Source organism: Streptomyces sp. NPDC039480, assembly GCF_055597165.1.
The window spans coordinates 252,486-265,590 of sequence record NZ_JBVITX010000010.1 but is presented as its reverse complement, the minus strand read 5'-3'; the positions used below and the strand labels follow the sequence as shown (position 1 = coordinate 265,590).

Below are 13,105 nucleotides of genomic sequence, written 5' to 3'. Positions count from 1 at the left end.
GAGGCGCAGTGTTCAACGCGATCGAGGCTCTGTTCGCGCCGGGGCGCAAACACACCGACGACGAACAGAAGCGCCTGGAGATGACCCGCGTCGACCTCGCCGACGGCGACCCCGGGCGCGGGCCGATCGACCTGACCTCGGGCAAGGTGGTCGTACGCCCACCCGTCCCGGCACCACGCTCCGACGAGACACCGAGCGCCGACGAGAACGAGACGCCGAGCGCCGAGGAGAACAGCTGACCTACTTCACCTGCACCTCCAAAATCTTGTCGTCCCCCTTCTCCGGTGTGCCCCGCGAGTCCGTCTCGTTCGTCACGAGCCACAGCTTGTCGCCGCCCGCCGCGACCACCGTGCGCAGGCGGCCGTGCTCGCCCTCCAGGAACGCCTGCGGCTCCGGCTCGCCCTCCACACCCCGCACCGGGACCCGCCACAGCCGCTCACCGCGCAGGCCCGCCATCCACACCGAGCCCTCGGCATAGGCGACACCGCTCGGCGAGGCCTCCGACGTCTTCCACTGGGCCACCGGGTCCCGGAACCCCTCCTTGCCCTCCTTGCCCTCGACCTCGGGCCAGCCGTAGTTCCCGCCGGCCTCGATGTCGTTCAGCTCGTCCCAGGTGTCCTGGCCGAACTCCGAGGCCCACAGCCGCTTCTGCTCGTCCCAGGCCAGGCCCTGCACATTCCGGTGCCCGAACGAATAGACGGCCGAGTCGTCGAAGGGATTGCCGGGGGCAGGATCGCCCTCCGGGGTGAGGCGGAGGATCTTGCCGCCCAGGGACTTCTTGTCCTGCGCGAGGTCCGTCTCACCCGTTTCCCCCGCGCCCGCGTACAGCATCTTGTCCGGGCCGAAGGCGATCCGGCCGCCGTTGTGGATCATGCCCTTCGGGATGCCCTTGAAGACCGTGTCGGGTGCGCCCAGCTGCTCGCCCGAGGGCTTCTTCTCGTCGTACAGCATGCGGGCGATGCGGTTGTCGGACTCCGTCGTGAAGTACGCGTACACCAAGTGGTCCGAGGCGTACGAAGGGGAGAGCGCGAGGCCCATCAGGCCGCCCTCGCCGCCGGGGGAGACGCCCGGCACCGAGCCGAGCTCCGTCTTCTTGCCCGTCTTCCCGTCTACCCGGGTGATCGTCCCCTCGTCGCGGGAGGACACCAGCAGGTCACCGCCGGGCAGCGGCGCGAGGCCCCAGGGGGACTTGAGGCCCGTGGTGACCGTGCGGACGACCTTCGCGGAGCCCTTCTCCGGCGGGGCCTCGGCGCCCGCCTTCCCGGTGGGGGACCGGCTCGACGTGTCCCGCTGCGGCGGGCTCTCGCGTCGGTCCGGTCCGTCGTCACCGGACGAGCACCCCGCCGCGAACACGAGGGAGGCAGCGGCCAGCATGGCCGTAACAGCAGGTCGTCGCACGATCAGGTCCCTTCGACGCAGCGCTTCTACTGTTCATACACCGCTCGCGCACCTCAGGTTCCCGAACTCGGCCCGACAACAGGTCCCGAACTCGGCCCGACAACAGGCTCCTGAACCCGTCCGACGACAGTTCCCGGACTCAGTCCCACGACAAACCGCCGAACTCAGTCCCACGACCCCAGCGCGGCCGGCAGCGCCTCGATCTCCGCCAGGTCCTTCTCCGTCAGCCGCACCGAGGCCGCCCCCGCGTTCTCCACCGCCCAGCGCTCCCGCTTGGCCCCGGGGATCGGCACCACGTGCCTGCCCTGCGCGAGCACCCACGCCAGCGCGACCTGCGCGGGCGTCGCCCCGTGCCGCTCCGCCACCCGGCGCAGCCCCACCACCAGCGGCTGATTGGCCGCCATCATCTCGGCGGTGAAGCGCGGGTGCCTGGCCCGCAGATCGTCCGGCTCGAAGCCCTGGCCCGGCTTGAGCGTGCCCGTGAGGAAACCATTCCCCAGCGGCATCGCGGCGAGCAGCCCTATCCCGCGGTCCACACACCACGGCAACAGCGCGTCCAGCGCCTCCGGCGACCACACCGAGAGCTCGGCCTGCACCGCGCTCACCGGAAAGACCTGCTGCACCCGCTCCAACTGCCGGATCGTCGCGTCGTGCAGCCCCGGCCCCGGCCGCCCCGGCGCCGCACGCCGCTGGGCGCGCGCCCCCACCGCGCACAGGCCCAGCGCCCGCACCTTCCCCGCGGCGACGAGCTCGGCCATCGCGCCCCAGGTCTCCTCGATGGGCACCTCGGGGTCGGCGCGGTGCAGTTGATAGAGGTCGATGGTCTCCGTCTGCAGCCGCCGCAGCGACGCGTCGCAGGCCCGTTTCACATAGCCGGGGCGGCCGTTGGCGACGATGTGCTGTTCACCGACGAGCAGCCCGCACTTCGTGGACACGAAGGCCTCCGCGCGCCGCTCCTTCAGCACCCTGCCGAGCAACAGCTCATTGGTGAACGGCCCGTACATGTCCGCCGTGTCCAGCAGCAGCCCCCCGCCGCCACCGGCCGCGCCGACGGCGTCCAGCGCCGCGTGCACAGTGCGCAACGACGCGTCGCCGCGCTGCCGCGAGCCGGTGTACGCCCAGCTCATCGGCATGCAGCCGAGTCCGACGGCGCCCACTTCGAGCGCCCCCGCGCCGATCGTCCTGCGCTCCACCTGGACGTACCCTCCCACTCCTCGTTCGGAGATCATCAAAACTAACCGCTGCCACCGCGGCCCCGACCGCTGCCCTCCCAGGGGCGGCGCGCACCGGCGCGCACTAGCCTCCTGGCCATGACGACAGATGTATGGCTTCCGTTTGCGCCGCACGAGATAGAGGGGCTGCCCGAGGCCTCGGCGGCGGGTCTCGCATACCGCTTCTGGGACGGCGGCCCGGAGTTCCCCGCGGACCCGGCCGACTGCGCCTTCTATGTGGTGCCCTATATGAAGAGCACCGAGATCGCCGTACGCCCCCTGTCCGCGATGACGTCCGTACGCGTCGTACAGACACTGACCGCGGGCATCGACCACGTGGAGCCGGGCATCCCGTCCCTCGCACCAGGCGTTCGGTTGTGCAACGCCCGCGGCGTGCACGAGGCCAGCACCGCCGAGCTCGCGCTCGCTCTGACCCTCGCCTCTCTGCGGGGCATCCCGCGCTTCGTGGAGGGGCAGCGGCAGGAGGAGTGGCGGTCCGGGTTCTATCCGGCGCTCGCCGACAGGTCCGTCCTCATCGTGGGCTACGGAGCGATCGGTTCCGCCATCGAGGACAGGCTCGCCCCCTTCGAATGCGCGCGGGTGGCGCGCGTCGCGCGCTCTGCCCGTGCCACGGAGCGCGGTCCCGTGCATCCGCTCGCCGACCTGCCGACTCTGCTGCCCGAAGCGGACGTCGTCATCCTCTCGACGCCGCTCTCCGAGACCACGCGAGGGCTGGTCGGCGCCGACTTCCTGGCCCGCATGAAGGACGGCGCGCTGCTCGTGAACGTCGCCCGCGGACCCGTGGTCGACACCAAGGCGCTCCTCGCGGAACTGGAGTCCGGGCGCATCACCGCCGCCCTCGACGTGACCGATCCGGAACCCCTGCCCGCAGGTCACCCCCTGTGGCACGCTCGAGGAGCACTGATCAGCCCGCACGTGGGCGGCTCCACCTCCGCGTTCGGGCCCCGCGCCCGGCGGCTGCTGGCCGCACAACTGACCAAGTACGCCGCCGGAAAGCCCCTCGACAACGTGGTGCTGACAACGGGCAGTTGATCGTCCGGGAGCGTTTTGCGCACGCTCCGCGCCCGTCTGCGTGCGCCCCGTGTTCGCTTCTCCGCCGATAGTCACGGAGCGTAGAGGAGCTATGTCCCTGAGTGACGAGTCTGGTGTATCGTCCCGACAGGGGATGCGCCGTGGACCGTTCGGCGCCGGGGACGAGACATCAGACTGCGAGGGGGGCGACGGGCGATGCACTGCCTATGGGTGAACGATCCGACGCGGCGGGACCGCAGCCGGCGACTCTGCCGCACACCGGCCCGCAGACGCAGGCGAGCCGGGAATCGCACGAGCGGCCGTCGCCGCACGCATCAGCGCCCCTGTCGGCCCGGCCGACGCGCGCGCCGGGCGGGCACGGGGGCGGCGCGGACGAGGGCGGCCCGGTGAGTGCCCGCCCGACCTCGACCCCCGTCCTCGACGGGGGCGTGGCGGCACTGCCGCACCGGGTGCCGCTGGTCAGGCGCCCGCTGCCCGGAGGGCGCGGACTCTTCTCCCAGCTGGTGCTCCTGCTGCTCTGCGGGGCGTATGCCGCGGGCTCGGCGCTCGGCTGGGGATCGGAGCGGCTCGCCCTGATCATGGGCGACTTCGGGCTGAGCATCGCGGCCGCGGCCGCCGCGATCTCCTGCTTCCGCTACTCCCGCACGCGCCGCAGCCGCTTTCGACCCGCATGGCTGCTCTTCGCGCTCTCCTCCGCGATGGCAGCCCTCGGCAACGGCGTCTGGGGCTGGTACGAGGTCGTGCTGGAGCGGCCCGTGCCCACTCGGGGTCTCGCCGACCTGTTCTTCCTCTGCTTCGCCCCGCCCGCCATCATCGGACTGCTCGTGCTCGCCAAGCGTCCGGTGACCAAGGCGGGTTGGGGCTGTCTGGCCCTCGACTCCTGGCTGATCGGGGGCTCGCTCCTCACGCTCTCCTGGAGTCTGGCACTCGCGCACACCGCCCAGTTCGAGGGCCGCAGCGTCGCGTACGCCGCGCTCTCCCTCGCCTATCCACTCCTCGACATCGCGCTGGTCAGCATGGTGCTGGCCCTGCACTTCAGACGGTCGTCGGCCAACCGCACCGCGGTGAACACCGCCATCGGCGCGCTCGCCCTGACCGTCATGTGCGACGCGCTCTTCACCTCGCCGCTGCTGCACGCCAGTTACCGCTCCGGCCAGATGCTGGACGCCGGATGGTTCGCGGGCTCGCTCCTCCTCGCGTACGCCCCATGGGCCGCCCCTTGGCACGTGTACGGCGCGCGGGAAACAGGCCACACACGCGTGCCATACGACAGCGCCCCCGAGGAGCCGCGGGCCGCCGCGACCCGTCCGATCGCCGGATCGCTGGCCGCCCTCACGCCCTACCTGGCCGCCGCCGTCTGCACGTTGGGGATTCTCTACAACGCACTGAACGGCCGCAGCGTCGACCGCGTCGTGCTCTTCACCGCCAGCACCGTGGTGCTCGCACTCGTGGTCCGCCAGGGCATCATGCTCCTCGACAACATCACGCTCACCCAGGAACTGGCCCAGAAGGAGAACCACTTCAGGTCCCTGGTCCAGGGCTCCAGCGACGTCATCATGATCGCCGCGCCAAACGGCATCCTGCGGTACGTCAGCCCGGCCGCCGCCGGGGTCTACGGCCGCGACGCCGAAGAGCTCGTCGGCTCCGAGCTGGCCTCGCTCATGCACCCCGAGGACCTGGGCCGGGTCGTCCACGAAGTCCGCAGATTCCTCGCCGCCAACCCCGTCGAGGAGCCCACCACCCGCATCGAGTGCCGCTTCAAGTCCGGCGACGGCGACTGGCTGAACGTGGAGTCCACCGTCAACCGCCACCAGGGCGGCCTCATCTTCAACAGCAGAGATGTCACCGAACGGGTCCGCCTCCAGGCGCAGTTGCAGCACAACGCCGAGCACGACCCGCTCACCGACCTGCCCAACCGCGCCCTGTTCACCCGCCGCGTCGGCCAGGCACTGGCCGGCCGCAGAGTGACCGACCGCGGCACGGCCGTGCTCTTCATCGACCTCGACGGCTTCAAGGCCGTCAACGACACCATCGGACACCAGGCCGGGGACGAGCTCCTCATCCAGGCCGCGCGCAGACTCCAGGAGGCGGTGCGTTCGGGCGACACCGCCTCCCGGCTCGGCGGCGATGAGTTCGCGGCCCTCATCGTCGGCGACGGGACCAGGGACCAGGCCGCCAGAGAACGGCACATCTACGAACTCGCCGACCGGCTGAGAATCACCCTCTCCCAGCCCTACGCCATCGACGGAAACGACGTGCGCGTGGCGGCCTCCATCGGCGTGGCCTTCGCCGAGCCCGGCATCGGCGCGGGCGAGCTCCTGCGCAACGCCGACCTCGCGATGTACCGCGCCAAGGCCGGCGGCAAGAACCGCGTCGAGCTGTACGCACCCCAGATGCAGGCCGACGTCGTCCGCAAGGCACAGCTCGCCACACGGCTGCGCGCCGCGCTGCACGAGGGTGAGTTCGCGCTGCTGCACCAGCCCGTGGTCCGGCTCGACGACGGCCGGATCACGTCGGTCGCCGCGCAGGCCCGCTGGCGCTCGGCACAGGGCATCCTCTTCACGCCCGCCGAGTTCCTGCGCGTGTCCGAGAAGAAGGGCGAGGACGGCGGCCGGGCGGCCGAGCTGGGCCGCTGGCTGCTCGAAGAAGCCGTCGAGCAGGCCGCCGAGCGCGGCCGGAGCGGGCACGCGGTGCCCGTCGCCGTCCGGATGAGCGCGCGCCGCCTGCTGGACCGGTCCATGCCCATGGGCTCCATCGAGGCGCTCCTGACCCGGCACGGCCTGCCCTCCGGCGCGCTCGTCATCGAGCTCGCCGACAGCGACCCCCGGGTCTCGCTCGACGACCTGGAGCGCCGCCTCGCTGCCCTGCGCAGACTCGGCGTACGGATCGCACTCGACGGCTTCGGCAGCGGGTACGCGGCGATCACCGCACTGCGGCGGCTCCCCATCGACGTACTGAAGCTGGACCGCGGCCTGATCGAGGGCGTCGTCGAGTCCGCGCGGCTGCACAAGATCACCTCCGGTCTGCTGCGCATCGCGAACGACCTGGGGCTGGTCTCCGTGGCCGACGGCGTCGACCTGCCCGAGCAGGTGGTCGCCCTGCGCGCGATGGGCTGCACGCACGGCCAGGGGATGGCGTTCTCCGGGCCCCTCGACGAGTACCGGCTGCGCCGCGCGCTCACCATCGGCGAGTATCCGGTGCCGCACGGCCCGGCCGAGCCGGTGCTCGCGGGCGGCCGTCCGGTGACGTACGGCGGCGTGCCCTCGGCGAGCTACGCGGGCGGACCCGCGGGCGCCTATGCGGGCGGCTCCTCCGGGCCGTTCGCGAGCGGGCCCGCGGGGACGTACGCGGGCGGCTCCCCGGGGGCGTACGCGAGCGGCCCCTCGCCCTACGCCCGTTCACATAATGAGACCCCCGTCCCACCTACTTGACACACCATGCGTGCCGGGGGGAGGGTCAATGCCATGCGCACCCGAATTCTCGTACTTGGAAAGCGCGTCGGCTGAAGCTGGGACCGACCGGTCCGAACACCGGATCCCAGCGACCGCACCCGGCGCGCTCCCCTCGCTTGCCTCACGGCACGAGGGGTTTTTTGTTGCACTGGCACCCGCCAAACCCCCACAAACACCCCGCAAAAACCCTCAGCTTCGAGAAGAGAATGCCGATGACCGAGCAGGCCACCGGGGCCCACCATCCGCAGCCGCGGCCCCGATCCTCAGGACAGCAGTCCGCCACCGTCGAGCACGTCACGGGTGCGCAGTCCCTGATTCGTTCTCTCGAGGAAGTCGGGGCCGACACGGTGTTCGGCATCCCCGGCGGAGCCATCCTCCCGGCCTACGACCCGATGATGGACTCCACCCGGGTGCGGCACGTCCTGGTGCGGCACGAGCAGGGCGCGGGCCACGCGGCCACCGGATACGCGCAGGCCACCGGCAAGGTCGGCGTCTGCATGGCGACGAGCGGCCCCGGCGCCACCAACCTGGTCACCCCGATCGCCGACGCCCACATGGACTCCGTCCCGATGGTCGCGATCACCGGCCAGGTGGCCTCCAAGGCCATCGGCACGGACGCCTTCCAAGAGGCGGACATCGTCGGCATCACGATGCCGATCACCAAGCACAACTTCCTGGTCACCAAGGCCGAGGACATCCCGCGCACCATCGCCGAGGCGTTCCACATCGCCTCCACCGGCCGCCCGGGTCCGGTCCTCGTGGACATCGCCAAGGACGCCCTCCAGGCGCAGACGACGTTCTCCTGGCCGCCGCAGCAGGACCTGCCCGGCTACCGCCCGGTGACCAAGCCGCACGCCAAGCAGATCCGCGAGGCCGCCAAGCTCATCACCGCGGCCAGGCGCCCGGTCCTGTACGTCGGCGGCGGCGTCCTGAAGGCCGAGGCCACCGCAGAGCTGAAGGTCCTGGCAGAGCTCACCGGAGCGCCCGTCACCACCACCCTGATGGCGCTCGGCGCATTCCCCGACAGCCACCCGCTGCACGTGGGAATGCCGGGCATGCACGGTGCGGTCACCGCCGTCACCGCGCTGCAGAAGGCCGACCTGATCGTCGCCCTCGGAGCCCGCTTCGACGACCGCGTCACCGGCAAGCTGGACAGCTTCGCCCCGTTCGCGAAGATCGTCCACGCCGACATCGACCCGGCCGAGATCGGCAAGAACCGCGCCGCCGACGTGCCGATCGTCGGCGACGCCCGTGAGGTCATCGCCGACCTCGTCCAGGCCGTCCAGGCCGAGCACACCGAGGGCCACACGGGTGACTACACCGCCTGGTGGAGCGACCTCAACCGCTGGCGCGACACCTACCCCCTCGGCTACACCCAGCCCGAGGACGGCTCGCTCTCCCCGCAGCACGTCATCGAGCGCGTCGGCCAACTCGCCCCCGAGGACACGATCTTCGCGGCGGGCGTCGGCCAGCACCAGATGTGGGCCGCGCACTTCATCCAGTACGAGAAGCCCGCCACCTGGCTCAACTCCGGCGGCGCCGGGACGATGGGCTACGCGGTCCCGGCCGCGATGGGTGCCAAGGCCGGACAGCCCGACCGCACGGTCTGGGCGATCGACGGCGACGGCTGCTTCCAGATGACCAATCAGGAGCTCACCACCTGCGCCCTGAACAACATCCCGATCAAGGTCGCGATCATCAACAACGGCGCCCTCGGGATGGTCCGCCAGTGGCAGACCCTGTTCTACAACCAGCGTTACTCCAACACCGTCCTGCACAGCGGTCCCGAGGACATCGGCCCCAACAAGGGCACCCGCGTCCCGGACTTCGTGAAGCTGGCGGAGGCCATGGGCTGCGTGGCGCTGCGCTGCGAGCGCCCCGAGGACCTGGACAAGGTCATCGCGGAGGCCAACGCCATCAACGACCGCCCCGTCGTCGTCGACTTCATCGTCCACGAGGACGCCCAGGTCTGGCCGATGGTCGCCGCCGGCACCTCGAACGACGAGGTCATGGCCGCCCTCGGGGTCCGCCCCGACTTCGGCGACAACGAAGACGACTGAGACCGAGAGCGAAAGAGAGACCACGCGTCATGTCCACCAAGCACACGCTCTCCGTCCTGGTCGAGAACAAGCCCGGTGTCCTCGCCCGGATCACCGCCCTGTTCTCGCGCCGCGGCTTCAACATCGACTCGCTCGCCGTGGGCGTCACCGAGCACCCCGACATCTCCCGCATCACCATCGTGGTGAACGTCGAGGACCTGCCGCTCGAACAGGTCACGAAGCAGCTCAACAAGCTCGTCAACGTCCTGAAGATCGTCGAACTGGAGCCGGGCGCCGCCGTGGCCCGCGAGCTCGTCCTGGTGAAGGTCCGCGCCGACAACGAGACCCGCTCCCAGATCGTCGAGATCGTCCAGCTGTTCCGCGCCAAGACCGTGGACGTCTCCCCGGAGGCCGTCACCATCGAGGCCACCGGCAGCAGCGACAAGCTGGAGGCCATGCTCAAGATGCTGGAGCCCTTCGGCATCAAGGAGCTCGTCCAGTCCGGCACCATCGCGATCGGCCGCGGCTCCCGCTCCATCACGGACCGCAGTCTGCGGGCGCTCGACCGCAGCGCCTGACCCGGGCCGCCCGGTACCCCTCTCGGATACCGAGACCCGAGAACTTCCCTCACTGAACCCGCCGTACGGTGGGACGCAACACCAGCACACATAGGAGATTCCCAGTGGCCGAGCTGTTCTACGACGACGACGCCGACCTGTCCATCATCCAGGGCCGCAAGGTCGCGGTCATCGGTTACGGCAGCCAGGGCCACGCCCACGCGCTGTCGCTCCGTGACTCGGGTGTCGACGTCCGCGTCGGTCTGCACGAGGGCTCCAAGTCCAAGGCCAAGGCCGAGGAGCAGGGCCTGCGGGTCGTCACCCCGTCCGAGGCGGCGGCCGAGGCCGACGTCATCATGATCCTGGTGCCGGACCCGATCCAGGCCCAGGTCTACGAGGAGTCCATCAAGGACAACCTCAAGGACGGCGACGCGCTGTTCTTCGGCCACGGCCTGAACATCCGCTTCGGCTTCATCAAGGCCCCCGAGGGCGTCGACGTCTGCATGGTCGCCCCCAAGGGCCCGGGCCACCTGGTCCGCCGTCAGTACGAGGAGGGCCGCGGCGTTCCGTGTATCGCGGCTGTCGAGCAGGACGCCACGGGCAACGGCTTCCAGCTGGCGCTGTCGTACGCCAAGGGCATCGGCGGCACGCGTGCAGGCGTCATCAAGACGACCTTCACCGAGGAGACCGAGACCGACCTGTTCGGCGAGCAGGCCGTGCTCTGCGGCGGCACCGCCGCGCTGGTCAAGGCGGGCTTCGAGACCCTGACCGAGGCGGGCTACCAGCCGGAGATCGCGTACTTCGAGTGCCTCCACGAGCTGAAGCTGATCGTGGACCTCATGTACGAGGGCGGCCTGGAGAAGATGCGCTGGTCCGTCTCCGAGACCGCCGAGTGGGGCGACTACATCACCGGCCCGCGGATCATCACCGACGCCACCAAGGCCGAGATGAAGAAGGTCCTCACGGAGATCCAGGACGGCACCTTCGCCAAGCAGTGGATGGACGAGTACCACGGCGGCCTGAAGAAGTACAACGAGTACAAGACCCAGGACGAGAACCACCTCCTGGAGACCACCGGCAAGGAGCTGCGCAAGCTCATGTCGTGGGTCAACGACGAGGACTGACGAGACCGGGGTCCGGGGCACCGCCCCGGACCCCGTGTCGTTGTCCACCCCGTCCAGCCACGGACGGGTGATCCTTCCGTAGAGGCGCATGCTGATCCGTTCCGCGCCACTATGCTTCTGTTCAACATTCGCGTCGGGCCCACAGCGTCGTGCGTCTTCCACGCGGCAAGCACCCTCCACCGCCTGCGGCCGTCGGGACGGCCGTCCGCAATGGACCTGTGAGGACTCACGTGAGCACTGCTGCCACCGGCAAACCCGTCGTACTCATCGCTGAAGAGCTGTCGCCCGCCACCGTCGACGCACTGGGCCCGGACTTCGAGATCCGCCAGTGCAACGGCGCGGACCGCGCCGAGCTGCTGCCCGCCATCGCCGACGTCGACGCCATCCTGGTCCGCTCCGCGACCAAGGTCGACGCCGAGGCGATCGCCGCGGCCAGGAAGCTGAAGGTCGTCGCCCGCGCCGGCGTCGGCCTGGACAACGTGGACGTGTCCGCCGCCACCAAGGCCGGCGTGATGGTCGTCAACGCCCCCACTTCGAACATCGTCACGGCCGCCGAGCTCGCCTGCGGCCTGCTCCTGGCCACCGCGCGCAACATCCCCCAGGCCAACGCCGCCCTCAAGAACGGCGAGTGGAAGCGCTCCAAGTACACCGGCGTCGAGCTCGCCGAGAAGACCCTCGGCGTCGTCGGCCTCGGCCGCATCGGTGCCCTCGTCGCCCAGCGCATGAGCGCCTTCGGCATGAAGGTCGTCGCCTACGACCCTTACGTGCAGCCCGCGCGCGCCGCCCAGATGGGCGTGAAGGTGCTGTCCCTCGACGAGCTGCTCGAGGTCTCCGACTTCATCACCGTGCACCTCCCCAAGACGCCCGAGACCCTCGGTCTCATCGGTGACGAGGCGCTGCACAAGGTCAAGCCGACCGTCCGCATCGTCAACGCCGCGCGCGGCGGCATCGTCGACGAGGAGGCGCTGCACTCCGCCCTCAAGGAGGGCCGCGTCGCCGGCGCCGGCCTGGATGTGTACGCGAAGGAGCCCTGCACGGATTCCCCGCTCTTCCAGTTCGACCAGGTCGTCTGCACCCCGCACCTCGGCGCCTCCACGGACGAGGCGCAGGAGAAGGCCGGCATCGCCGTCGCCAAGTCGGTGCGCCTCGCCCTCGCCGGTGAGCTCGTGCCCGACGCGGTGAACGTGCAGGGCGGTGTCATCGCCGAGGACGTGCGCCCCGGTCTGCCGCTCGCCGAGAAGCTCGGCCGGATCTTCACCGCCCTCGCGGGCGAGGTCGCGGCCCGTCTCGACGTCGAGGTGTACGGCGAGATCACCCAGCACGACGTGAAGGTGCTCGAACTCTCCGCGCTGAAGGGCGTCTTCGAGGACGTCGTCGACGAGACCGTCTCCTATGTGAACGCGCCGCTGTTCGCCCAGGAGCGCGGCGTCGAGGTCCGCCTCACCACCAGCTCCGAGTCGCCCGACCACCGGAACGTGGTCACGGTGCGCGGCACGCTCTCCGGCGGCGAGGAGATCGCGGTCTCCGGCACGCTGGCCGGCCCCAAGCACCTCCAGAAGATCGTCGCCATCGGTGAGTACGACGTGGACCTGGCGCTCGCCGACCACATGGTCGTCCTGCGGTACGCCGACCGTCCCGGCGTCGTCGGCACCGTCGGCCGCGTCCTCGGCGAGGCGGGCATCAACATCGCGGGCATGCAGGTCGCCCGCGCCGACGTCGGGGGCGAGGCCCTCGCCGTCCTCACCGTCGACGACACGGTGCCGCAGCCGGTGCTGAACGAGCTGGCGGAGGAGATCGGCGCGGAGTCCGCCCGCGCGGTGAACCTCACGGACTAGGAAAACGCGAAACGCCGGGCGGGCCGGAGAGATCCGGCCCGCCCGGCGTTTCGTCGTTCACCAGTCGATGCAGGTGGCCGGAACGTAACCCTTGATGTTGTAGTTGTTCGGCATGACGTACAGCCACTTGTTGCTGCTCTTGCCGCAGAGGCGGTACGACTGGCCGGTGAAGGACTGGCCGTCGTTACAGAGGAACGCCTTGCGGCCCTTGTTCAGCTGACCGACCGCGTGGCCGTTCACCTTCGGTGTGGTGCGGACCTTCACCGTCTCCTTGGCGGGGACGTTGGTGAGGCCGCGGGTGCAGTCCGGCCTCGTGGCGGCCGCGGCGGTGCCCGTGGTGAGCACGGTGCCGGAGAGCGCGACGGCGGAGACGGCGACGACGGAGGCCAACAGCCTGAGCTTCATGGGGTGTTCGTTCTCCCGAGTGGAGGGTGAT

The 13,105-nt window shown here is 70.4% G+C and carries 10 protein-coding genes; 7 read left to right on the top strand and 3 right to left on the bottom strand.

What is annotated here, in order from left to right; all coding sequences use genetic code 11:
- Positions 1–8: 8 nt before the first annotated feature.
- Positions 9–239, top strand: coding sequence for a DUF6191 domain-containing protein (locus ACZ56E_RS29405; RefSeq protein ID WP_471218736.1), 231 nt, complete (start codon positions 9–11; stop codon positions 237–239).
- 1 nt (position 240) lies between these two features.
- On the opposite strand, the gene ACZ56E_RS29400 is transcribed toward ACZ56E_RS29405, so the two are convergent.
- Both ACZ56E_RS29400 and ACZ56E_RS29395 read right to left on the bottom strand, forming a co-directional pair.
- Positions 241–1,374, bottom strand: coding sequence for a PQQ-dependent sugar dehydrogenase (locus tag ACZ56E_RS29400; protein WP_471218734.1), 1,134 nt, complete (start codon positions 1,372–1,374; stop codon positions 241–243).
- A gap of 188 nt (positions 1,375–1,562) precedes the next feature.
- Positions 1,563–2,591: an aldo/keto reductase gene (locus ACZ56E_RS29395; RefSeq protein WP_471218841.1), complete on the bottom strand. Its 1,029-nt coding sequence runs from the start codon at positions 2,589–2,591 to the stop codon at positions 1,563–1,565.
- A 117-nt stretch (positions 2,592–2,708) separates the two neighbouring features.
- Between ACZ56E_RS29395 and ACZ56E_RS29390 the strand changes: the two genes are divergently transcribed.
- From ACZ56E_RS29390 to serA, 6 genes are all read left to right on the top strand, one after another.
- Positions 2,709–3,662, top strand: a complete 954-nt coding sequence (locus ACZ56E_RS29390; protein ID WP_471218732.1) for a 2-hydroxyacid dehydrogenase — start codon at positions 2,709–2,711, stop codon at positions 3,660–3,662.
- A 386-nt stretch (positions 3,663–4,048) separates the two neighbouring features.
- Positions 4,049–7,093 (top strand): putative bifunctional diguanylate cyclase/phosphodiesterase, encoded by a 3,045-nt coding sequence (locus ACZ56E_RS29385; RefSeq protein WP_471218839.1) that lies wholly within the window; start codon positions 4,049–4,051, stop codon positions 7,091–7,093.
- A gap of 233 nt (positions 7,094–7,326) precedes the next feature.
- Positions 7,327–9,174 carry an acetolactate synthase large subunit gene (locus ACZ56E_RS29380; protein ID WP_471218731.1) on the top strand — a complete coding sequence of 616 codons (1,848 nt, stop codon included), beginning with the start codon at positions 7,327–7,329 and terminating at the stop codon, positions 9,172–9,174.
- Between the two features lie 29 nt (positions 9,175–9,203).
- Entirely contained in the window at positions 9,204–9,731 is a 528-nt protein-coding gene (ilvN, locus tag ACZ56E_RS29375; RefSeq protein WP_471218729.1) for an acetolactate synthase small subunit, read from the top strand.
- Positions 9,732–9,835: 104 nt separating this feature from the next.
- Positions 9,836–10,834 (top strand): ketol-acid reductoisomerase, encoded by a 999-nt coding sequence (ilvC, locus tag ACZ56E_RS29370; protein ID WP_468611507.1) that lies wholly within the window; start codon positions 9,836–9,838, stop codon positions 10,832–10,834.
- 230 nt (positions 10,835–11,064) lie between these two features.
- Positions 11,065–12,669, top strand: coding sequence for a phosphoglycerate dehydrogenase (gene serA / locus ACZ56E_RS29365; protein ID WP_471218727.1), 1,605 nt, complete (start codon positions 11,065–11,067; stop codon positions 12,667–12,669).
- 57 nt (positions 12,670–12,726) lie between these two features.
- On the opposite strand, the gene ACZ56E_RS29360 is transcribed toward serA, so the two are convergent.
- On the bottom strand, positions 12,727–13,074 hold the full coding sequence (locus ACZ56E_RS29360; RefSeq protein ID WP_468611505.1) for a hypothetical protein: 348 nt from the start codon (positions 13,072–13,074) through the stop codon (positions 12,727–12,729).
- Between the last annotated feature and the right edge of the window lie 31 nt (positions 13,075–13,105).